The 20,389-nt window shown below is 61.3% G+C and carries 22 protein-coding genes; 15 read left to right on the forward strand and 7 right to left on the reverse strand.

What is annotated here, in order from left to right; all coding sequences use genetic code 11:
* Positions 1-3: 3 nt before the first annotated feature.
* The 3 genes from GNZ12_RS23670 to GNZ12_RS23680 all read left to right on the forward strand — a co-directional run bounded on the left by GNZ12_RS23670 (position 4) and on the right by GNZ12_RS23680 (position 4,626).
* Positions 4-681 (forward strand): DUF1028 domain-containing protein, encoded by a 678-nt coding sequence (locus GNZ12_RS23670; RefSeq protein WP_172314210.1) that lies wholly within the window; start codon positions 4-6, stop codon positions 679-681.
* Entirely contained in the window at positions 674-1,837 is a 1,164-nt protein-coding gene (gene argE / locus GNZ12_RS23675) for an acetylornithine deacetylase (RefSeq protein WP_172314212.1), read from the forward strand. The genes GNZ12_RS23670 and argE overlap by 8 nt, the downstream gene beginning before the upstream one ends.
* Before the next feature lie 155 nt (positions 1,838-1,992).
* Positions 1,993-4,626 carry a putative bifunctional diguanylate cyclase/phosphodiesterase gene (locus GNZ12_RS23680; protein WP_172314214.1) on the forward strand — a complete coding sequence of 878 codons (2,634 nt, stop codon included), beginning with the start codon at positions 1,993-1,995 and terminating at the stop codon, positions 4,624-4,626.
* Here GNZ12_RS23680 and GNZ12_RS23685 read toward each other — a convergent pair.
* The 4 genes from GNZ12_RS23685 to GNZ12_RS23700 form a co-directional block, all read right to left on the reverse strand.
* Positions 4,620-4,880 carry a hypothetical protein gene (locus GNZ12_RS23685; RefSeq protein ID WP_074289208.1) on the reverse strand — a complete coding sequence of 87 codons (261 nt, stop codon included), beginning with the start codon at positions 4,878-4,880 and terminating at the stop codon, positions 4,620-4,622. The two genes, GNZ12_RS23680 and GNZ12_RS23685, sit on opposite strands and share 7 nt — an antisense overlap.
* Positions 4,873-5,622, reverse strand: coding sequence for a DNA/RNA non-specific endonuclease (locus tag GNZ12_RS23690; protein WP_172314216.1), 750 nt, complete (start codon positions 5,620-5,622; stop codon positions 4,873-4,875). Before GNZ12_RS23690 ends, GNZ12_RS23685 begins: the two co-directional genes overlap by 8 nt.
* Before the next feature lie 3 nt (positions 5,623-5,625).
* Complete coding sequence (locus tag GNZ12_RS23695) at positions 5,626-5,850, reverse strand: hypothetical protein (protein WP_172314218.1); 225 nt, start codon at positions 5,848-5,850, stop codon at positions 5,626-5,628.
* Positions 5,851-6,087: 237 nt separating this feature from the next.
* Positions 6,088-6,447 carry a DUF3564 domain-containing protein gene (locus GNZ12_RS23700; RefSeq protein ID WP_074289210.1) on the reverse strand — a complete coding sequence of 120 codons (360 nt, stop codon included), beginning with the start codon at positions 6,445-6,447 and terminating at the stop codon, positions 6,088-6,090.
* A gap of 162 nt (positions 6,448-6,609) precedes the next feature.
* Between GNZ12_RS23700 and GNZ12_RS23705 the strand changes: the two genes are divergently transcribed.
* The gene (locus GNZ12_RS23705; protein ID WP_172314220.1) at positions 6,610-7,284 is read left to right on the forward strand and encodes a DUF4410 domain-containing protein; all 675 of its coding nucleotides are present in this window, start codon (positions 6,610-6,612) and stop codon (positions 7,282-7,284) included.
* Positions 7,285-7,327: 43 nt separating this feature from the next.
* On the opposite strand, the gene GNZ12_RS23710 is transcribed toward GNZ12_RS23705, so the two are convergent.
* Positions 7,328-9,013 (reverse strand): acid phosphatase, encoded by a 1,686-nt coding sequence (locus tag GNZ12_RS23710; protein ID WP_172314222.1) that lies wholly within the window; start codon positions 9,011-9,013, stop codon positions 7,328-7,330.
* Between the two features lie 115 nt (positions 9,014-9,128).
* Positions 9,129-9,416 carry a hypothetical protein gene (locus tag GNZ12_RS23715; protein WP_172314224.1) on the reverse strand — a complete coding sequence of 96 codons (288 nt, stop codon included), beginning with the start codon at positions 9,414-9,416 and terminating at the stop codon, positions 9,129-9,131.
* Between the two features lie 191 nt (positions 9,417-9,607).
* Between GNZ12_RS23715 and GNZ12_RS23720 the strand changes: the two genes are divergently transcribed.
* Positions 9,608-10,579, forward strand: coding sequence for an IclR family transcriptional regulator (locus GNZ12_RS23720; RefSeq protein WP_172314226.1), 972 nt, complete (start codon positions 9,608-9,610; stop codon positions 10,577-10,579).
* 85 nt (positions 10,580-10,664) lie between these two features.
* On the opposite strand, the gene GNZ12_RS23725 is transcribed toward GNZ12_RS23720, so the two are convergent.
* Positions 10,665-11,741, reverse strand: a complete 1,077-nt coding sequence (locus GNZ12_RS23725) for a porin (protein WP_172314228.1) — start codon at positions 11,739-11,741, stop codon at positions 10,665-10,667.
* 439 nt (positions 11,742-12,180) lie between these two features.
* Between GNZ12_RS23725 and GNZ12_RS23730 the strand changes: the two genes are divergently transcribed.
* The 10 genes from GNZ12_RS23730 to GNZ12_RS23775 are packed head-to-tail and all read left to right on the forward strand — an operon-like array spanning position 12,181 to position 20,380.
* Positions 12,181-12,495, forward strand: a complete 315-nt coding sequence (locus GNZ12_RS23730) for a non-heme iron oxygenase ferredoxin subunit (protein ID WP_172314230.1) — start codon at positions 12,181-12,183, stop codon at positions 12,493-12,495.
* 1 nt (position 12,496) lies between these two features.
* Positions 12,497-12,808 (forward strand): recombinase-like helix-turn-helix domain-containing protein, encoded by a 312-nt coding sequence (locus GNZ12_RS23735; protein WP_172314232.1) that lies wholly within the window; start codon positions 12,497-12,499, stop codon positions 12,806-12,808.
* A 49-nt stretch (positions 12,809-12,857) separates the two neighbouring features.
* The gene (locus GNZ12_RS23740) at positions 12,858-13,955 is read left to right on the forward strand and encodes an aromatic ring-hydroxylating dioxygenase subunit alpha (RefSeq protein WP_172314234.1); all 1,098 of its coding nucleotides are present in this window, start codon (positions 12,858-12,860) and stop codon (positions 13,953-13,955) included.
* Positions 13,948-14,724: an SDR family oxidoreductase gene (locus GNZ12_RS23745; protein ID WP_172314236.1), complete on the forward strand. Its 777-nt coding sequence runs from the start codon at positions 13,948-13,950 to the stop codon at positions 14,722-14,724. The genes GNZ12_RS23740 and GNZ12_RS23745 overlap by 8 nt, the downstream gene beginning before the upstream one ends.
* Before the next feature lie 26 nt (positions 14,725-14,750).
* Positions 14,751-15,278, forward strand: coding sequence for a cupin domain-containing protein (locus GNZ12_RS23750; protein ID WP_172314238.1), 528 nt, complete (start codon positions 14,751-14,753; stop codon positions 15,276-15,278).
* Positions 15,279-15,324: 46 nt separating this feature from the next.
* Positions 15,325-16,215 (forward strand): alpha/beta fold hydrolase, encoded by an 891-nt coding sequence (locus GNZ12_RS23755; protein ID WP_172314240.1) that lies wholly within the window; start codon positions 15,325-15,327, stop codon positions 16,213-16,215.
* Positions 16,216-17,103, forward strand: coding sequence for an IclR family transcriptional regulator (locus GNZ12_RS23760; RefSeq protein ID WP_172314242.1), 888 nt, complete (start codon positions 16,216-16,218; stop codon positions 17,101-17,103).
* The gene (locus GNZ12_RS23765; RefSeq protein ID WP_172314244.1) at positions 17,100-17,906 is read left to right on the forward strand and encodes an SDR family oxidoreductase; all 807 of its coding nucleotides are present in this window, start codon (positions 17,100-17,102) and stop codon (positions 17,904-17,906) included. The genes GNZ12_RS23760 and GNZ12_RS23765 overlap by 4 nt, the downstream gene beginning before the upstream one ends.
* Positions 17,899-19,557, forward strand: coding sequence for a thiamine pyrophosphate-binding protein (locus GNZ12_RS23770; RefSeq protein ID WP_172314246.1), 1,659 nt, complete (start codon positions 17,899-17,901; stop codon positions 19,555-19,557). Before GNZ12_RS23765 ends, GNZ12_RS23770 begins: the two co-directional genes overlap by 8 nt.
* On the forward strand, positions 19,550-20,380 hold the full coding sequence (locus GNZ12_RS23775) for an aspartate dehydrogenase (protein WP_172314248.1): 831 nt from the start codon (positions 19,550-19,552) through the stop codon (positions 20,378-20,380). The genes GNZ12_RS23770 and GNZ12_RS23775 overlap by 8 nt, the downstream gene beginning before the upstream one ends.
* The last annotated feature ends 9 nt before the right edge of the window (positions 20,381-20,389 follow it).

Here is a 20,389-nt window from a genome sequence, read left to right on the forward strand (position 1 = left end):
GACATGACTTTCTCTATCGTCGGACGTTGCGCGGAGACGGGGCAACTCGGGATCGCCATCAGCTCTTCCAGTATCGCGGTGGGTGCTCGATGCCCCTGGGTACGGGCGGGAGTGGGTGCGGTGGCGACCCAGAACGTCACCCTGCCTGCCCTCGGCCCGCAGATTCTCGACCTCCTCGAAAACCAGCCGATCGAGCCTGCCGCGGCCCTGGACCGGGCGCTCAGCGCCAACGGCTGGAGCGAGTATCGCCAGGTGACGGTGATCGATGGCCAGGGCCGTACCGCGTTCTTTAGCGGTAAAGAAACACTGGGTTTACACAACGCTGTGGCGGGTGAGCAGTGCGTAGCCGCCGGCAACTTATTGGCGGGTGTTCAGGTCATCGAGGCGATGGTTCAGGCGTTCGAGAATGCGCCTGGGATGCTTGCCGATCGCCTGCTGGTAGCCATGCATGCCGCGATGGCGGCCGGTGGCGAGGCAGGGCCCGTGCACTCGGCGGCGCTCAAGGTCGTGGGCGAGGTGAGCTGGCCGATCGTCGATCTGCGCGTCGACTGGGCGGAGGAAGACCCAATCGGCCAATTGGGCGCGCTCTGGCAAGCCTACCGGCCGCAGATGCAGGACTACCTCGCGCGTGCGTTGAACCCGACCGCGGCGCCCAGCTACGGGGTACCGGGCAATGAGTGAAATGTCCAGCCGTGAGCTGCTCGAACGACTGATCGGTTTCGCTACCGTCAGTCGGGACTCCAACCTGGAACTGATCGCTTTCATCCAGCATTACCTGGCGGAACTCGGCGTGGAGAGCGAGCTGTTCTACAACCCGGAGCGCACCAAGGCCAACCTGTTCGCCACCATTGGTCCTCGTGACCGGGGTGGCGTTGTGCTTTCCGGCCATACCGATGTGGTGCCGGTGGATGGGCAGGCCTGGACGGTGGAGCCGTTCCGTCTCACCGAGAGAGACGGGCGGCTGTACGGTCGCGGCACGGCCGACATGAAGGGCTTCATCGCCTCCGTGTTGGCGGCAGTACCGGTCTTTCTCAAGCGGCCGCTGAAGCTGCCGGTACACCTTGCCTTCTCCTATGACGAGGAAGTGGGATGCCTTGGTGTGCGACCGATGTTGGCGGAATTGGAAAAGCGTCCGCACAAACCGCGTCTGTGCCTGATCGGCGAACCTACCGACTTGAAGCCGGTTTTGGGCCATAAGGCCAAGCTGGCGATGCGCTGCCAGGTGAAAGGGGCTGCCTGCCACTCGGCCTACGCACCCTATGGCGTCAACGCTATCCACTATGCGGCGCGACTGATCGGCAGGTTGGAAGAGATCGGCTCGGAGCTGGCACAGCCTGAACATCACGATCAGCGCTTTGATCCGCCGTTCTCGACAGTGCAGACCGGCGTAATCAAAGGGGGGCGTGCGCTGAACATCGTGCCGGCTGAATGCGAATTCGATTTCGAGGTGCGCGCCTTGCCAGGCTTCCACGCCTACGACGTGGCGGATGAGTTGCAGATCTACGCCGAGGCCGAACTGCTGCCGAAGATGCGTTCTGTGCAGCCCGATACTGACATTCGCTTTCAGTCGCTCTCCGCCTACCCGGGATTAGCCACCTCGCCCGACAGCGAAGCGGCACGCCTGTTGGCATTGCTGAGCGGTTCCACCGAGTTCGGTACGGTGGCCTTCGGCACCGAGGGCGGACTGTTCGACCAGGCAGGCATTCCCACCGTGGTCTGCGGGCCGGGAAGCATGGATCAAGGGCACAAACCTGACGAATTTATTACCGTCGAGCAACTGACCCGCTGCGATGCAATGTTGGCTAGCCTAGCCGAATACCTCTCGCGCCCAGTCTGATTCAATCTCCGCGCTGGAACCGCATCGATTCGTTGATCACTTTTTGCACCTCAACCCTTATTTGTACCCATTAAGAAGTGGTGGAGCAGACCGTTAAGCCCTTTGTGCCCCGTTGGTATTTTTGTTGTTCGCACGCCTGCTTACCAGGTCTACCCATGCTGAATCGCTCCCCTATCGGGCTGGATTTTCTTCGCCGTCACCAATTCGAGTTGGTCCTGTTTTTGGCTGTGTTCGTGTTGATCGGACTTGCCGGCTACGGGCTTGCTCGGGACCGCATCAAGATGGTGGAGACCGGGCACAAGGATGCGCTGAACATTGCAGAGGCAGTGCAGTTGCATATTTCGGGCGAACTTGTGCGGGCGACCAATAGCGTCTTGGGCGTTCGCTCGGATTTGCAAGGAAATCCGGGGGCGAGCACGCGCCTGGTGCAGGCTAGCCTGTCGGAGGCGATGCGCTATGACACCGTATCGGCGCTAGTTGGGGCCGACCACGGCGGCGAAGTCCTGATGGTGGACCGCGCGGGCTTTTTCATCAATCAACCCGCTATGGCAAGCGCGCTAAAGGCGGCGTTCAGAACCCTGCAGGCGAACACCGTCCAGCCACTCCCGCTTATCCATGACGATGAGCGCGGCATCTGGTATTTACCCCTGGCGTTACGCAGCGTGGAATCCAGCAGAGACGCGGACGTTTTCTTCTCACTCGTTCCGGCGGAGCAGTTGGTCGAAGCGGCGGCCAGTCTTCAATTGGTAACAGACGGACGCTTTGGTTTGTTCACGGGAGACGGGAAAAGGCTGTTCCGCTACCTTAGTCGCGAGCGCGCCTTCGAGATTCGCCCCGCTCCGGTTCCGCCAAACTTGCTACGAATCCTGGCGGCGCAGCAATCAGGGACATTTGAAAGCGAATCTTCCGTCGATCGTCGATACGACATTTTGGGCTACTCGCACTCCGACTCTCTACCGCTCTTTGTGGTGGTGGGCGTGCCTAAGCGCTCGATCGAGATAGCATGGCTGCGACAGTCTGCTGTGCAGCTCTTTTTACTGTTGGCAGGGACTATTGCATCAATTGTCTTCGGTTTGCGATTGAAGAAGGCAGTCCTGGACCTGCAGGGTAGCCACAGCCAGTACCGGCAACTGTTCAGATCGGTGGGCGACGGACTGGTCATCCTGAATCGCGACGGCGTCATCCAGAAATGCAATCAGGCGGCTTCCCGCCTTTTGCGTGTTGGATCGGAACAGGATCTCGCTGGTGTGAATCTTTTTCATCTTACGGTTACGGATAGAGATTCAGCGGTGGTCGAGTCCCGCGGACTGAGACAATTGCGCAAACTCCAGCCGGGCGAAACGCGCACACATGACTGGCAATTTCGGCGGGTCGGCCAGTCGGGCATGGTCTACGTGAAATTGCATCTATTCGCGTCTCCACGCGACACGGATCCATTCGTCACAGCGCTGTTGCGGGACGTGACGGCCGAGCGCGAGCATCTTGCCCGGCAGGAATTTCTCGCCCGGCACGATGCGTTAACGGGGCTGCTGAATCGTTCCGCGTTCCTTGATCATGTTGCTAGCAGAATCGGCGGCCATTCGGACACGTCGTTCTTCGTTGCGTTTGTGGACTTGAACCGTTTCAAGGACATTAACGACTCGTTGGGGCATCACGCTGGCGACACTGTCCTTGAAATTCTGGGCGGGAGACTAAGCCGCGTGCTTGAAAACCGGTCTGGCTGCATTGGCAGACTTGGGGGCGACGAAATTGCGGTTTGCGCGGACCCGAGGGAATGGGCAGGTGGAGTCGCTGAGTTCTGCCAGGAACTGCACGCAGCCGTGCAAAAAACCTTCACGCTCAACGATGCCAATTTCGAAATTTCCGCGAGTGTCGGCATCGCGGTCTATCCCGATGACGCAACTGATGCCGAGCAGCTTCTACGCTGTGCCGACATCGCCATGTATTCCGCAAAACGGGCAATGATTCCGTTTGAGTATTATTCGCAGAAGCTGGATTGCTACGCGCCGCGGTCATTGACGTTCAAGTCTGATTTTGCACGCGCCATCCGCAACGGAGACCTGGCTCTGGCGTACCAGCCAAAAGTGCGCTTGAGTGATGGGGCCCTGGTCGGCTTCGAGGCATTGGCGCGCTGGACACATCCCAGTCAGGGTGCCATATCGCCTGGCATTTTCATTCCTTTGGCGGAAACTACGGAGTTGATTTATCCCTTTACGGATCGGGTGATCAGGATGGCGATGCGGCAACTGAAGTCGTGGTCGCTGCTAGATCCGAGGGTGTCGGTATCTGTCAACGTGAGCATGAACAATCTGCTGCATAGGGATTTCGTGGCGCAAGTACGCGCATTGCTCGCCGAGTTCGATGTTTCGCCGGAGCAACTCGAACTGGAAGTCACGGAAAGCGCACTGATGAGCGATCCCGATACCGCACTGATGCAACTTTGTCAGATTCGAGACATCGGCGTAAGACTGTCTATCGATGACTTTGGCGCGGGTCACTCTTCGCTCGCTTATCTGAAGAAGCTTCCTGTCCATATCCTGAAGATCGATCGCTCCTTTATCGCATCACTCATGACAGAAGAAGCGGATCGCCGGATCGTGGAATCGTCCATCACGCTGGCGCATAGTTTCAACCTGGAGGTGGTGGCCGAGGGGGTGGAAACGTCTGATGTCGCCGACTTACTGACGAACATGGGATGCGATATCGCGCAAGGCTACTTCTATGGTCGGCCGGCGGGAGCGGAGGCGATGACCGCGCAGTGGTTGTTGAGTGACGCGACGCACTATTGAAACGGATTCTGCACGACGCCCGGCTTCGCATCCGGCTCGTCCTTCACCTTCGCCGGCAAATTGGTCTGCGCCTGCAGCGCAGCCACCACCGCATCGATCGCTTCCTTCAGCGCCAACGCCGCCTTCAGCCCGCGCTGGTCCTGAGTCAACTCCAGCGTGCCGTTCAGCACCACGCGCGTGGTGCCGTTGCTGACGGTGAATGCATCGCCCTGGATGTTGAGCACGTCGTCATCGTTCGAATAGGGTTTAAACACCTTTCAGTCCTCCCGGTCGCTGATCTTTGACGTGTTCCGGAATACCCGGAAAACGGATGCCCGATGCCGCCTCGAGTTCGTGAATCGTCCTGATGTCGTAGCGGTTGGTCGACACATTGTCCACCACCACCGCGAACGCCATTTGCCGGGACGGCACGTAGACCACTTTGAACAACTGCGTCGGCACGAAGACGCGCGTCGGTCCGATGGTCTGCAATTGCTGGCCGCTGAAAATCGGCCCGGTGACCACATAGGTATCGTTGTACGACGTTGCGATCTTACGCACTGACGTTTCGATACGCGCCCACAAGCGCTGATTGTTCTCGCGGTTCTGCGGCACGACGTTGGCCAGCGAAAACGATTGTGCCATCGCTTCCTGATTCCAGCGATTGCCTGCCGGACTCATATGGCCGCGATCGAAGCCGCTGCGCTTATAGTCCGCGAGCGTCGCGCCTTCGCCGTCCGGCAAACGCGCGTCTTCGAAGAATTTGTTGGTGCGTACCATGTCTTTGGCGGCTTCGATATGCTCGCGCGTCAGATGCTCGGCGGACCACAGCGGACCATGCGTGATACCCGAGTGCAGCACCGCGAAATCGCTGTAGCACAGCATGCGCGTTTTCGGCGCCATCTTCTGATTGGTCAGAACCGGCCATTGCGCATTCGGGGTGAACTGGGTGCAGGAAGGCGCCGCGCTCGCGTGAGCGGCAACGGCGAACAACAGACAGGCAAACCACTTCTTCATGTGTCAATCAATCGAGGAACCGGGGGCGCAAGTATAGCGTCGCGAGCCCGCATCGAGCGACGTCGAACACAGGGAATCACAGAGGAAGAAAGCGGATTTTGCGCGGTACTCGCGGCGAGGAAAATGGTGCAAGCGCATGAAGCGCATGAAGCGCATGAAGCGCATGAAGCGCATGAAGCGCATGAAGCGCATGAAGCGCATGAAGCGCATGAAGCGCATGAAGCGCATGAAGCGCACGGCGCACCAAAAAGCCCCAAAGCGCCACACCAAAAAAAACGGGCCGCTTTGCAGCGACCCTAATGCGTGGAATTCAAACTCTACGCACGCAAACTTAAGACCGACTTAAGCGCACGCGATGCAAAGTATGGCGTGCATTGAAGGTCGAATTCGCGCACGAATCCGCCCGCGCCCGGGCGGCGCGGTTTATGTGAGTAAAAATTTCGACGGGCGAAAAAGTGCTCGAACTTAATTACCGAATACGCTGTGCTCGGCATGCACGTTCTGACGGTCAACGGCTTGTAAGCGCCAGAAGCCGCTGGTTTGCGCGCGTGTGGGCAAGGCCGTCCATGCCGCGGCGCCTTGCGCCGCGCTCACGCGTTGTTTGCGATCGACGTGCAATCCGCGCAGCGTGCACAGCGGCGCATCCGCGCTCGGCGCACAGAGAGTGGTCACGCCATTGTCGTCGTGTAATTCCCCCCACGGGGGCAGATCGATCCCTTGATGCGCTTCTCTCGACCACCGGTGTTCATCGGTGTCGAGCCATAACACAGCGTAGTCGTGGCTGACGGTGGGATCGGAACCGTTGATGAGGATAGTCAGGCGCATGGCAGTTCCGTACAAAGTGCGAAGTGATGCCCTAACAGTCTATGTCGCAACGCGTGTTATGCAAGGCAAAAGGTACGACGGATCAGGCACGAAAAAAACTTACGCACCGTGCATACGGTTGTACGATAGCCGCGTCTAAAAGACATTCGCGGAGGCAGCGCCATGCTGCGTCGATTCCTGCAACTCACGATGATGGCGGCGTGCCTCGGCGCGGTATCGACGCTCAGTGCCGCAGCGGACAGCACCCCGTTCGCGGCACCGGTGCCGATCGTCTATGTGTCCGACTTCGAACTCGACGTGGCCAACGTGAAACCCGACAGCGGACCGGGGCAACGATTGCGCGGTCTGCGCGGTTTGCTGCCGAGTGGCCCGGGACCGTTAGGCAAGGACAAGAATCCGGAGGACCACGCCAAGGACATCGTGAACGAGATGGCGGACGCGCTGACTGCGGATCTGAAAAAGGGCGGTGTCGACGCGCGCCGCAGTGCGCCCGGTCAACCATTACCCGCAACGGGCTGGCAAGTGCGCGGCGTGTTCCTGAGCGTCGACGACGGCAATCGTCTAAGACGCGCGATGGTCGGTTTTGGTGCAGGGCAGAACGATATTCAAGTCGCGGTATCGTGCGACAGCCTGGGGACGGCTGATTTACCGCCGCTCTATCAGGCCGTCGAAGAGGCCGACAGCAAGGGGAAGCCAGGCGCGGTGATCAAACTCAATCCCTACGTGATCGCGGCCAAGTTCGTGATGGCGGGCGGCGACGAGAAAAAGACGATCAAGAAGACCGCTCAGCAGATTTCGGATTCGGTGATTGCGAAGCTGCACGGGGCGGCGCAGTGATTGACGCACTGCTGCGCACCCCTTCGAGATAGGTAAAAACGGCTTAGGCGAGATCCAGCGTACCGGTCAAATCCCCAAGCGGCGCCAGGCCATTCTGCGCAAAAGCCCGATCTCGTGCGGCAACCCCGTCCAGCGGCGCCAGCCCATGCACCCGGCTAATCAGGCGAAGAATCGAATTGGTGTCGTACACCGTGTGATCGACATAACCCTTCTTCGCCAACGGCGAAATCACCAACGCGGGAATCCGCGATCCCGGCCCCCAGCGGTCGCCCTTCGGCGGTGAGACCGGATCCCACCAGCCGCCGTTCTCATCGACCGTGACGACCACGACCGTATTGGCCCACTGCGGACCGTGCTGAATATGCTCGATCACATTCGCGATGTGACGATCCCCCGATGCGACGTCCGCATACCCCGCGTGCATGTTCAGGTCGCCCTGCGGTTTGTAGAACGTGACCGCCGGCAAACGCCCCGCGTCGATATCGGCAATCAGACGATTGGTGGACGCGTCGTCGCCGAGGCCCGCATCGCGCAGATACCTGCGCCGCGCGGCCGTGCCCGGCGCGTAATTGGCGAAGTAGTTGAACGGCTGATGGTGGTACTGGAAGTCAGGCACCGCGCCCGTATCCTGATGCTCCAGCGCGTACTGCCACGCACCGCTGTACCATGCCCAGTCGACGCCCTTGTCCGTCAGACGGTCGCCGATCGTCGCGTAGTTTTGCGGCGGCATCACGCGCGGATTCGATGGGTCGGCGAACGCGGGATTGCCGCCTTCGGCCGGACGCACACTGCTCGGCTGATACGGCGGCGCCATCGTGTTGACGGCGTAGCCGTCGGCGGTAAACGCGCCGTCGTTGACGAATTTCGGCGGACCGTCGAGCGCGGACGCAGGCGAGTCCGGCGCCAGCTTGAGCCGTGTGCCGGTCGGATCGTCGCCGTCGACCACCGAGACCATTTTCTTCGCCGGACTGTTGTGGATGTCGGGGTAAAACGGCGCCTGCGCCGAGATCAGAAAAATGTGGTTCATCCACGAGCCGCCGAAGGCCGCCATGAAGAAGTTGTCGCACAGCGTGTATTGCTGCGCGAGATTCCACAGACGCAGCGTGTCGGCGGAACTGCGGTAGTGCCCCATTACCAGTCCGCCGGAATCGCCCCATGCGGCGAACTGGTTGTTGCGCCCGGCGTTGATCTGCATCTGGTTCTGATAAAAGCGATGCACCAGATCGCGCGTGATCACGCCGTTCGGTAACGGCGCGCCCTGGGCATCGGTGATGTGGAACGGGCCGTTGCGCAGTTTGCCGATATCCTTCTGACCGATCATGTAACGTTTGCCGTCCACCTCCTGCGCTTGTGGCACGAGGCCGCCCCAGATCGCCGGCAGGCGCGGCAGCGGCGTCTTGCCGTCGCGGTCGAGTTGCAGGTAACGTTCGGCGCTCACCGCGTCGAGTGGATGCTGGACGCCGGGAAAGTTGCCGTACAGGTTTGCGAAGCTGCGGTTCTCGGCGTAGATCACCACGATCTGCTTGACCTGATCGTGTAAGGCGGCATCGAGCCGCATGTCGGCGGCACTGCGCGGCGCCGCGCCGCTCGCGGTACTTTGCTCGGTCGAGCAACCGGTCAGCGCGAGTCCGATACCGGCCGCGGCGAGGCCGGGCAGGACACGGCGGCGCTCGGGATCGTCGGGGGCATCGTTGGGGTTCGGCGGCAGGGGGGAGTCGTTGTCTGTCATCGGTCGGTTTCGAAGTTAGCGTGACGGGCGCTTCACAGGCTCTAGCTGCCGCTCGGGGCGGCATGCGCGCGGCACCGGGTTTCTGATACGAGGTGGCCGGAAGGTTCCGGCACAGCTAAGGTAATCGTCGTTTCACGCGCCAGCTATTGTGCGTCGAGTCGATGGCGAACAGAAGCCAATGTCTGGCGTCGACGGGATGACGCCTCTGCGTCGCGTAACCGTCAACGGTCAATTCGAGTTCGTCGAAAGTCCGCCGATGGCAGGTGGCATGCGCGCCGGAGCCGTCCGCGAATTCGACGATAGCCGCGGCCGCGCGGGCCGGTTCGGGCAGGTGCGCGATATGCACGGCGCAGCCCGGATAAAGATGTGAGTCGGCAACCTGGATCTGGACGGATTCGGACATGAGCGTGGCCTCCGGACGCCTGGCGGGAACCAACGCGCGGCAGTGAGACCGCGCGCGATGGACCGCGCACCAAAGGATAGCACCGCGCACCGTGCCTTGATGTGCCTTGATGTGCCTTGATAAATGACCGCCGCGTGCTTCGCGCTATCATGCTGATCTGTACCCGATGAACAGCAGAAACGGCAGCCAAGATGGCAAAAGAAGAGCAGACAGGAGCGGGACGCAAGCAGGCGAGGCCACGCGGTGCGGCGGCCCCGGCTTCGCAGGACGATGCGGCGTTGTCCCATGCGGAAGGCGCTGATTCCGCCGATTCCACCGATGAAGAGAGCACCGGTGGATCGACTTACCTCGTGCCGGGGCTGGAGCGCGGCCTGCGCATCCTCGCCGAATTCAGCGCGCGTGAACCGATTCTGGGCGCGCCCGAATTGTCGAAACGCATCGGCATTCCGCGCACCACGACATTCCGTCTACTGCAAACGCTCGAAGCGTTAGGCTTTCTCGAGCGCGTGAATGGCGACCGCTATTTCCGCTTGAGCGTCGCGGTGTTGCGACTCGGTTTCGAGTATCTGAGTTCGCTCGAACTCACCGACGTCGGCACCCCGATCTTGGAACGCTTGCGCGACGCGACCGGCCTCAGCACGCATCTGCTGATCCGCGACCAGCGCGACGTGGTGTTCGTCGCCAAAGCGCAAACCCATGAGCCCATGTTCAGTTCCGTGAAGGTGCATGTCGGGACGCGTCTGCCCGCGCATGCCACCGTCCATGGCCAGGTGCTGATGGGCGATTTGAGTTTCGAAGAATTGCGTCAGTTGTACCCCGAGCCGCAACTCGAACGTTTCACCGAACGCACGCCTGCGACTGTCGAAGAACTGTATGGACGCGTGCGCGAAAGCGCGGCGCTCGGCTATGCATTGAGCGAGGCGTCTTTTGAACGAGGGATCTCGGTCGTGAGCGCGCCGGTGCGCGATCAAAGCGGCAAGATCGCCGCCGCGTTGACAGTCACCATTCCGCGTTCCGATATCGGCGAAGCCGAAGAGCGCGAGCCGCTCATCATCGCGGTTTGCCAGGCGGCGCTCGAATTGTCCGAGCGTCTGAGCTATCGTCCGCGGCCGGATGATCCGACTGCGGCTCAAGCGCGTCGCAGACCGGTTGCGGCGCACTGATTCTGGTTTTGCTTCTGCTTATGCCAAACGGCCCGGCTGCTTTCGCACCCGGGCCGTTTGCTTTACGTCGTCGGCATCATGGCGATCAGAACGAGTGGTGAATACCCGTCAGGAAAATCGTCTGATTCCGGCCGCTCGATACACCCGCAGTAAAGAACGCAGCATCCGTATTCGAACCCGCGCGCTCATACAGTGCATTCACATACAACTGCGTTGATTTCGACAGCGAGTAGATATCGCCGATCTCGAACTGCGTCCAGCGGTGGCCCGCCAACGTGGTCGTCGCGGCGCCGCCGGCGATGCTGTTGAAAGGCGTGAACTGATAATTCGCGCCCACATCGTAGCTCTGATACGTGTCCGAATGACTGGACGATTCCAGCTTCACACGCGTGTACAAACCATGCACCAGCAGCTTGCCGAACTGGTATGACGCTCCCGCGCCCATGTTCTCGACCTTGTCCGCGGTGTAGTTCGCCGCTGCAACGCCCTGGAAGGTGGTGATGCCCGTCGTCACGATCGACGGCGTACGGTCGTGCTCGTTCGCATAGGTCGCGCCGGCCTTGAACGGACCATTCGCATAGCTAAGCGCAAAGCTCAGTGTCTTGCCGGTGGAGAAGTTGGTCGTGTTGCCAAGACCCATCATCGCGCCAACCGAGAAACCGGCGAAAGTCGCCGAGCGGAATTTCACCGAGTTGTCGAACGGCACCACGCCAGTGTCGGCGAGCTCGTCGATGTTGCCTGGGTGAAATGCGTACCAGCTCGCGGCCAGATAAGCCGTGCTAAAGGGGTCCAGCACGTCGAAGCTGAACGGCGTCTGATGGCCGAGCGTCACTGTGCCGATCTGGTCCGAACTCAGTCCGACATAAGCCTGACGGTTGAACAGGGTGCCGGCTTTGGCGAATGCGCCTGTGTTCGTGTAGAAGCCGTTTTCCAACTGGAATACCGTCTTCAGACCGCCGCCCAGATCTTCCACGCCCTTCAGGCCCCAGCGATCCGGCTGCATGTTGCCTTGCTCCTCGATCCACTTCGAGCTGCCACCTGCATTGCTGATATACGCAATACCGGCATCCAGGCTGCCGTATAGCGTCACGCTGCTCTGCGCCCATGCGCCAGTCGTTGCGCAGATTGCCGTCAAGCCGGCCGCCGCAATGATGTGCTTCACCGTTGGTTCTCCTGATCACACGACGGACGGCTCACGCCGATTTCGTCGTCCCTGATCCTTGCTTTGAGTTGAATGCAGCTTCGGGTTTATGCGCCAAAACTGTTCCGCTTTATGTTCCACCTATGGGCGTTTGTATCGCCTATGGAAAGTATAGTGAGTCTGGAAGCGGTCAAAATAAATTTTCGGACCCCGGACAAACCCGTACGAGCGCTTCAGTATTTGTCTGAAAATTATGGGCAAACCCAAGCCCACAAAGGTTCTTGAGCAAACGAGGCCACTTATGTCAGTTCACGCAAAGCTGTGTTGTGAACGCCACAGTCGGTGTTTTCCCCTACCAACCCAGATTTTTATTTTCTCTATGCAAAGCCGCTCCTATAATTATCCATACACGAACTGATGTTCCTTGTATGGAACATAAGGCTTCAGGAGAAGGCGAGAAATGACTGAACAATGGCGCTGCGCCGGCCATGCCGGCGACCTGTCCGAAGACGCGCCGCTCGAGTTCAAACTTGACGGCACGGAAATCGGCATCTACAAGTTGGGCGATGCGCTGTACGCGCTGGAAAACGTCTGCCCCCATGCGTACGCGTTGCTGACGCAGGGCTTTGTCGACGGCGACACCGTCGAATGCCCGCTGCACGAAGCCGTGTTCCATATCCCGACCGGCAAGTGCTTGAAAGAGCCGGGTGGCCGCGACCTGAAGATGTACTCGGTACGTCTCGCCGGCGAAGAAATCCAGATCAAGGTGGAATGACATGTCAGAACACATCGTGAACTTCAATCCCTTCCTGAAGCCGTGGCTTGCGCCGCAGCCGAACAACGTCGCCGGCAAGGGCGTGATCGAAAAGCCGGGCGAGACCGAAAACTTCATCTGGCAAACGCGTAAGGCTGAGCCGACCCAATACGAAAACGACTTCGGCGATGCGCTCGAACAGGTCTTCGAAGCCGGCGCGATGGAGTTGCCGGAAGTCGTCGACGGCCTGAACCGCGTGGGCTTCCGTACGCCGGAAGGCAATGCGTGGGACGTCGATCGTCTCGCTGCCGAATTCCGCCTGCTCGCCGAATAAGCGCGCTTTCCCGAACACGTTTCATCGCTTTCGTACCCGGAGTCTCTTCATGACGTCCCCCAATACAACGACTCAAGGCGCGGCCGACCCGATTCAGTCCTATCTGAACCGCGGCCTGCGCAATTACTGGTATCCCGTTGCACCGAGCTGGCAAGTCGGCGACGCGCCGGTCGGCGTCACGCGCCTCGGCGATCAGATCGTGCTGTGGCGCGACAAGGAAGGCAAAGTCCGCGCGCTCGAAGACCGTTGCCCGCATCGCGGCGCGCGTCTGTCGCTCGGCTGGAATCTCGGCGGCAGCGTCGCGTGCTGGTATCACGGCATTGAAATCGACGGCGGCGGCATGGTCACGAAAGTGCCCGCTGTTTCTAACTGCCCGCTGGAAGGCCAGAAGTGCGTGAAGTCGTATCCGGCCGAAGAACACGCCGGCGCGATTTTCCTGTGGTTCGGCGACGAGGCCCATAAAGAACCCACTCCGCTTGTGCTGCCGGAAGAGCTGGTCGGCGAGGAGTACGCGAGCTTCCTGTGCATGTCGAACTGGAAGTGCAATTACCAGTACGCAATCGACAACGTGATGGACCCGATGCACGGCGCGTACCTGCACGCGACGTCGCACTCGATGGCCGAAGGCGACAAGCAGGCCGACATGCGCGTGCGCAAGACCGAAACCGGACTGATGTTCGAAAAGGTCGGTCAGCGCGATGTGAACTTCGACTGGGTCGAGCTCGGCGAGACCGGCACGCTGTGGATGCGCCTCGCGATTCCGTACAAGAAGAAGTTCGGCCCGGGCGGCAACTTCGGGATCATCGGCTTCGCTGTGCCCATCGACGAAAATAACTGCCAGGTTTACTTCTGGCGTACCCGCAAGGTGTCGGGCTGGCAGCGCGACGCATGGCGTTTCATGTATCGCAACCGTCTGGAAGGTCTGCATTGGGACGTGCTCGAGCAAGACCGCTACGTGCTGGAAAGCATGGCGCCGAATGCGCGCAACCACGAATTCCTCTATCAGCACGACGTCGGCATGACGCGTGTGCGCCGCATGCTGCGTCAGCGCGCACAACAGCATTTTGCCGATCTGGAAGCACATCGCGCTGAAGCCGCTCAGTCCGGCGCCGCGCAAACGGACGCAGCAGGCCACAGCCATGCATAACGAAGCGCCATCGGCATTGTCAGCACTCAATGGCCTGCGGGTCCTCGTGACCGGCGGCGCGCGAGGTCTCGGCGCGGCGTTCGTTCGCTCGCTGGTGCAAGCGGGCGCGCAAGTGGTGTTTGGCGACGTGCTGCATGACGAGGGCCGTGCGCTTGCTGCGTCGCTGGTCGAGCAAGGTCACGCGGTGACGTATCTGCCGCTCGATCTCGCCGACCCCGCCAGCATCAAGCAGTTCGCCGATCAAGCGGCGGTGCAACTCGGCGGCCTCGACGCACTGATCAACAACGCGGCGATCACCACCTCGGGCGGCAAGTTTGCCGACGAATTGTCGGTCGACACGTGGGACGCCGTGATGAACGTCAACGTGCGTGGCACGTGGCTGATGAGCACCGCGGCATTGCCGTATCTGCGCGACTCGGGCCGCGGCAGCATCGTCAACATCGCGTCGGATACAGCGATGTGGGGCGCGCCGAAGTTGCTCGCGTATGTGGCCAGCAAGGGCGCCGTGATCTCGATGACCCGCTCGCTGGCGCGCGAATTCGGCGCCCACTGCGTGACGGTCAACGCGATCGCACCGGGCCTCACCGAAGTCGAGGCCACCGCCTACGTGCCCGCCGAGCGTCACCAGTATTACCTGCAAGGCCGCGCGCTCACGCGCGCACAAGTGCCCGACGACGTTACCGGGCCGGTGCTGTTCCTGTTGTCCGATGCCGCGCGCTTCGTGACTGGCCAGTTGCTGCCGGTCAACGGCGGCTTCGTGATGAATTGATCTTGTCGAATCGAAAGGAGAAAGAGATGGCGGACGCCGAACTCGAACGTAAATCGTGGGAACAACCTGCGGACGCGAGCTTTGCCCAATGGTTGGACACCCGCGTGGCACGCCTGGAAACGCGTCGCTATGACTGGGAAGCGCTGAAGTTCCAGGCCGATTACGACCCGAAATATCGCCGCGCGCAAATGCGCTACGTCGGCACGGGCGGCACGGGCGTCGCGAAGGATATGAACACAGTACCGGCAGGCGGCTTCACGTTCTCGACGATGGTGATCCCGGCCGGCAACATCGGCCCGAGCCATATTCATATGGATGTCGAAGAAATTTTCTTCGTGCTGCGCGGCAAGATGAAAGTGATCTGCGAGAAAGACGGTGAAACGTGGGAAGCCGTGCTCGGCGAACGCGATCTGATTTCGGTGCCGCCGGGCGTGTATCGCACGGAAGTGAACATCGGCGAAGAAGACGCGTTGATGTGCGTGATGCTCGGTGCAGCCAAGCCGATCACGCCGACGTATCCGCCGGATTCGCCTTTGGCCAAGCTCAAGCGCTAAGCCTTTCAACACTGGCGTCGCTTTGAAATCACCCGCGAAGGAAATCATGTCCGCAGTCCCGTCCACTACCGTCGATCAGAACGCTACGCTCGAAGCGCGCCTTGGCCGCTTTCCCGCGCAGCAGATCTGGCTGGCATCGCAACGCGCGGTGAGCTATCGCGATGTGGATAGCGCCGAAAGCGAAGCACTGCCGCTCGTGCTGTTGCACGGTATCGGTTCGGGCGCGGCTTCGTGGGTGCAGCAGTTTGAAGTACTGGGTGAGACGCGCCGTGTGCTGGCGTGGGATGCGCCGGGGTATGGGGCGTCAACACCGGTCGAAGCCGATTCGCCTGCCGCAAGCGATTACGCAGCTGTATTGAAGGAATGGCTCGACGCGCTCGGCATTGAACGCTGCGTGCTGCTGGGCCATTCGCTTGGCGCGATCATCGCGGGTGCGTTTGCTGTGACGAATCCGCAGCGCGTGGCCGGCTTGCTGCTGTTGTCGCCGGCTGGCGGTTATGGCGCTTCGGCGGCGGAAGTGCGCGAGACGAAACGCGATCAGCGTCTTGCGATGATTGCCGAACTCGGCCCGCAAGGTCTCGCCGAAAAACGCAGCACCAATATGTTGTCTGTCCATGCGAGAGACGAAGCGCGCGCATGGGTGCGCTGGAACATGTCGCGCGTGATTCCGCACGGCTATGCGCAAGCGACGCATCTGCTCGCGAACGCCGATCTCGCCAGTGATCTCGCTCGCTACAAAGGCCGCATCAACGTCGCGGTTGGCGCTGAAGACACGATTACGACCCCCGAGGCCTGCGAGCGACTCGCACTGGCCGCCAGCACCGAACTGCAGGTCGTGCCCCGGGCGGGGCATGCCGGCTATATCGAAGCACCCGCCGCGTACACCGCGATCATCGACACGTTCTGCCGCGCGAGCGACGGACAACGGAGCCAATGAATGACGCCCGACACGATTAACGCCGAGCGCGACGCGGACGACGACCGCAACGACACCAGCAGCGATATCAGCTATCGCGTGCCGGGTCTGGAACGCGGTCTGAATATCCTCACCGAGTTTTCGCCGCGCGAGCCGGTACTCGGCGCACCGGAATTATCGAAGCGCCTGAAGATTCCCCGCACGACGGTGTTCCGTCTGCTGCAAACACTTGAATCGCTCGGTTTTCTCGAGCGTGCTGATAAGGACCGCAACTATCGCCTCGGCGTCGCGGTGTTGCGACTAGGTTTCGAATATCTGAGCTCGCTTGAATTGACCGACCTCGGTTTGCCGATCATCGAGGCGCTGCGCAACGACACCGGCTTGACGAGCCACATCGTGATTCGCGACGGACGTGATGTCGTATTCGTCGCCAAGGCGCAAAGCCACGCACCGATTTTCAGCTCGGTGAAGGTGAACGTCGGCACGCGCCTGCCGGCTTACGCGACGACGCACGGTCAGGTGCTGATGGGCGACATGACGCTCGATGACTTGAAAAAGCTCTATCCCGAGCCGGAACTCGAACGCTTCACGAAGCAGACGCCCGCCACGATCGACGACCTGTACGAACGCATTCGCGATGACGCCAAGCGCGGTTACGCGATCAGCGAGTCGTCGTTCGAGCGCGGCATTTCGGTGGTGAGCGCGCCGGTGCGCAACGACACGGGCCGCATCGTCGCCGTGATCACGACGACGATTCCGCGCCACGAGATCGACGCGTCGCTGCTCGATAGCGGCCTGATCGACAAGGTTCGCCGTGCCGCCGACGAACTCTCGCAGCGGCTCAACTATCGGCCGAAGGGTAGCCCGAACGCGGGCACGAAATACATGAAGGCACTGGGGCTCAAATGATCCAAATCGACTTGACCGGACAGGTAGCGGTGGTGACGGGCGGCTCGTCCGGCATCGGCCTCGCCACCGCCGAACTGTTTCTGCGGGCAGGCGCTTCAGTTGCGATCTGCGGACGCGACAGCGACCGTCTCGCGCAAGCGGAAGCCTCGCTGAAGGCGCAGTTTCCCGGCGCGCAACTGCTGGCGCAAACCTGCGACGTGCTCGACGCCGACGCAGTGAACGCCTTCGCGCAAGCGGTGCAAGCGCGCTTCGGCCGCACGGACATGCTGGTGAACAACGCCGGCCAGGGCCGCGTGTCAACGTTCGCCGATACCACCGACGACGCCTGGCGCGAAGAACTCGACCTGAAGTACTTCAGCGTGATCCGCCCGACCCGCGCGTTCATGCCGATGCTGCGCGATGCGGCCGGGTCAGGCCATGCCGCGGTGGTCTGCGTGAACTCGCTGCTCGCACTGCAGCCGGAGCCGCATATGGTGGCGACCTCGTCGGCTCGCGCCGGTGTGCTGAGCCTCATCAAATCGCTCGCGGTGGAGCTTGCGCCGCAACGCATTCGCGTGAATTCGATTCTGATCGGCATCGTCGAATCAGGTCAATGGCGCCGCCGTTACGCGAAGGAAGCACAGCCGGGCCAGAGCTGGGAAGACTGGACCGCTGAACTCGCGCGCAAGAAAAACATTCCGCTAGGCCGCTTCGGTCGCCCCGAAGAAGCCGCACAAGCGCTCTTTTACCTGGCTACGACGCTGTCGTCCTATACGACGGGCAGTCACATCGATGTTTCTGGAGGCGTTGCACGACATGTCTAACAAAACCACCGTTGGCGAACTGATCGCCGCTTTTCTCGAGCAATGCGGCGTTCAAACCGCATTTGGCGTAATCTCGATCCACAACATGCCGATCCTCGACGCGATCCACAACCGCGGCAAGATTCGCTACGTCGGCGCACGTGGCGAAGCGGGCGCGGTGAATATGGCCGATGGCCTGGCGCGTGTCTCCGGCGGCCTTGGCGTGGCATTCACCAGCACCGGCACGGCGGCGGGTAACGCTGCCGGCGCGATGGTCGAAGCACTGACGGCGGGCACCGCGCTCTTGCACGTCACCGGCCAGATCGAAACCGAATACCTCGATCAGGACCTCGCTTATATCCACGAAGCGCCGGATCAATTGTCGATGCTGTCGTCGATCTCGAAGGCCGCGTTCCGCGTGCGCTCGGTCGAAACCGCGCTGCCGACGATCCGCGAAGCCGTCCGTGTCGCGCAAACAGCGCCGAGCGGCCCGGTCAGCGTTGAAATTCCGATCGACATTCAGGCTGCCGAGATCGAATGGCCTGCCGATCTGGCTGCGCCGCACGTTACGACGCTTACGCATTGCAGCAAGCGCGTCGCGCAACTCGCGGATCAACTGGCGAATGCGAAGCGTCCGCTGTTGTGGCTGGGTGGCGGTACGCGTCACGCACGTGCTGCGGTTGAACGTCTGGTGGCGTTGGGCTTCGGTGTTGTGACCAGCGTTCAAGGCCGTGGCGTGCTGCCGGAAGATCATCCGGCGACGCTCGGCGCGTTCAACGTGCATGCCGCTGTCGAAAGCTTCTACAAGACGTGTGACGCGCTGGTGGTCGTCGGTTCGCGTCTGCGTGGCAATGAAACGCTGAAATACAAGCTCGCGCTGCCGCAACCGCTGTATCGCATCGACGCCGACGCGCTCGCCGACAATCGCGGCTATCGCAACGACATGTTCATTCACGGCGACGCATCGGCCGTTCTCGAAGAACTCGCGACGCTGCTCGAAGGCCGCCTGAAGGTCGATCCGACTTTCGCGCAAGACCTGGCTGCCGCACGCGAAAGCGCAGTCGCTGATGTGGGCAAGGGCCTTGGCCCGTACAAGCGCCTTGTCGACGCCCTGCAACAGGCTGTGGGCCGCGACTATAACTGGGTGCGCGACGTCACGATCTCGAACAGCACGTGGGGTAACCGCATGCTGAAGATCTTCTCGCCGCGTGCGGGCGTTCACGCACTCGGCGGCGGTATCGGCCAAGGCATGCAAATGGGTATCGGCGCAGCACTGGCTGGCAATGCTGCGAAGACCGTGTGCCTGGTCGGCGACGGCGGCCTGATGGTCAACGTCGGCGAACTCGCAACGGCCGTGCAGGAAAACGCCAACGTGATGATCGTGCTGATGAACGACCAGTGCTACGGCGTGATCCGCAACATTCAGGACGCGCAATACGGCGGCCGCCGCTGCTACGTCGATTTGCACCAGCCGGATTTCGCGCAGTTCTGCGAGAGCCTGAAGCTCACGCACTATCGCATCAAGTCGCTCGACCAGGCTGAGGAAATCATCCGCGAAGGCATGGCGAAGACGGGCCCCGTGCTGGTCGAAGTGGACATGCTGTCGGTCGGCTCGTTCGCCACCGCGTTCGCAGGCCCGCCGGTCAAGGAACAGGAGCCCGAACATGCATGAGGCCGGCTACGCGGGGCATCACGCACCCGTCGACGTCGCGATGATCGGCTTCGGCGCGATCGGCCAGGCGGTGTATCGCTCGGTCGAGTCGGATCCGACGGTGCACGTTTCGCACGTGATTGTGCCGGAACGCTATATGGCGTCGGTGCGTGAAGTGGTGGGGTCGTCGGTCGACGTCGTCTCGTCGGTGTCCGCGTTGAACAGCCAGCCGCATTTCGCGCTGGAATGTGCGGGCCATAGCGCGCTGGTCGATCACGTGGTGCCGTTGCTGAAAGCCGGTACGGATTGCGCGGTCGCCTCGATCGGTGCGCTGTCCGACATGATGTTGCTGGACGCACTGTCCGCGGCGGCTGACGAAGGCGATGCGACGTTGACCCTGCTATCAGGCGCCATCGGCGGCGTGGATGCACTGGCTGCGGCCAAGCTCGGCGGCCTCGACGAAGTGCTGTACACCGGCCGCAAGCCGCCCACGGGCTGGCTTGGCACGCCCGCGGAACAGGTCTGCAATCTGCACACGCTGACCGAAGAGATGGTGATTTTCGAAGGCAGCGCACGCGAAGCGGCGCGGCTGTATCCGAAGAACGCCAACGTTGCCGCGACGGTCGCCCTGGCCGGCCTCGGTCTGGACCACACCACGGTCCGCCTGATCGCCGACCCGAACGTGTCGCGCAATGTGCACCGCATCGTGGCGCGCGGCGCATTCGGCGAGATGTCGCTGGAAATGTGCGGCAAGCCGCTGCCGGACAACCCCAAGACGTCCGCCCTGACCGCGTTCAGCGCGATCCGTGCGTTACGCAATCGCGCGGCACGTTGCGTGATTTAAGACATTAGC

The sequence above is a fragment of the Paraburkholderia solitsugae genome (assembly GCF_013177695.1).
In the GTDB taxonomy this organism is placed as follows: Bacteria; Pseudomonadota; Gammaproteobacteria; order Burkholderiales; family Burkholderiaceae; genus Paraburkholderia; species Paraburkholderia solitsugae.

What these genes read in the sequence shown, in the direction of transcription:
- GNZ12_RS23670 (WP_172314210.1), top strand. Translation starts at nt 4, where the DNA reads ATGACTTTCTCTATCGTCGGACGTTGCGCGGAGACGGGGCAACTCGGG.
- argE (WP_172314212.1), top strand. Translation starts at nt 674, where the DNA reads ATGAGTGAAATGTCCAGCCGTGAGCTGCTCGAACGACTGATCGGTTTC.
- GNZ12_RS23680 (WP_172314214.1), top strand. Translation starts at nt 1,993, where the DNA reads ATGCTGAATCGCTCCCCTATCGGGCTGGATTTTCTTCGCCGTCACCAA.
- GNZ12_RS23690 (WP_172314216.1), bottom strand. Translation starts at nt 5,622, where the DNA reads ATGAAGAAGTGGTTTGCCTGTCTGTTGTTCGCCGTTGCCGCTCACGCG.
- GNZ12_RS23695 (WP_172314218.1), bottom strand. Translation starts at nt 5,850, where the DNA reads ATGCGCTTCATGCGCTTCATGCGCTTCATGCGCTTCATGCGCTTCATG.
- GNZ12_RS23700 (WP_074289210.1), bottom strand. Translation starts at nt 6,447, where the DNA reads ATGCGCCTGACTATCCTCATCAACGGTTCCGATCCCACCGTCAGCCAC.
- GNZ12_RS23705 (WP_172314220.1), top strand. Translation starts at nt 6,610, where the DNA reads ATGCTGCGTCGATTCCTGCAACTCACGATGATGGCGGCGTGCCTCGGC.
- GNZ12_RS23710 (WP_172314222.1), bottom strand. Translation starts at nt 9,013, where the DNA reads ATGACAGACAACGACTCCCCCCTGCCGCCGAACCCCAACGATGCCCCC.
- GNZ12_RS23715 (WP_172314224.1), bottom strand. Translation starts at nt 9,416, where the DNA reads ATGTCCGAATCCGTCCAGATCCAGGTTGCCGACTCACATCTTTATCCG.
- GNZ12_RS23720 (WP_172314226.1), top strand. Translation starts at nt 9,608, where the DNA reads ATGGCAAAAGAAGAGCAGACAGGAGCGGGACGCAAGCAGGCGAGGCCA.
- GNZ12_RS23730 (WP_172314230.1), top strand. Translation starts at nt 12,181, where the DNA reads ATGACTGAACAATGGCGCTGCGCCGGCCATGCCGGCGACCTGTCCGAA.
- GNZ12_RS23735 (WP_172314232.1), top strand. Translation starts at nt 12,497, where the DNA reads ATGTCAGAACACATCGTGAACTTCAATCCCTTCCTGAAGCCGTGGCTT.
- GNZ12_RS23740 (WP_172314234.1), top strand. Translation starts at nt 12,858, where the DNA reads ATGACGTCCCCCAATACAACGACTCAAGGCGCGGCCGACCCGATTCAG.
- GNZ12_RS23745 (WP_172314236.1), top strand. Translation starts at nt 13,948, where the DNA reads ATGCATAACGAAGCGCCATCGGCATTGTCAGCACTCAATGGCCTGCGG.
- GNZ12_RS23750 (WP_172314238.1), top strand. Translation starts at nt 14,751, where the DNA reads ATGGCGGACGCCGAACTCGAACGTAAATCGTGGGAACAACCTGCGGAC.
- GNZ12_RS23755 (WP_172314240.1), top strand. Translation starts at nt 15,325, where the DNA reads ATGTCCGCAGTCCCGTCCACTACCGTCGATCAGAACGCTACGCTCGAA.
- GNZ12_RS23760 (WP_172314242.1), top strand. Translation starts at nt 16,216, where the DNA reads ATGACGCCCGACACGATTAACGCCGAGCGCGACGCGGACGACGACCGC.
- GNZ12_RS23765 (WP_172314244.1), top strand. Translation starts at nt 17,100, where the DNA reads ATGATCCAAATCGACTTGACCGGACAGGTAGCGGTGGTGACGGGCGGC.
- GNZ12_RS23770 (WP_172314246.1), top strand. Translation starts at nt 17,899, where the DNA reads ATGTCTAACAAAACCACCGTTGGCGAACTGATCGCCGCTTTTCTCGAG.
- GNZ12_RS23775 (WP_172314248.1), top strand. Translation starts at nt 19,550, where the DNA reads ATGCATGAGGCCGGCTACGCGGGGCATCACGCACCCGTCGACGTCGCG.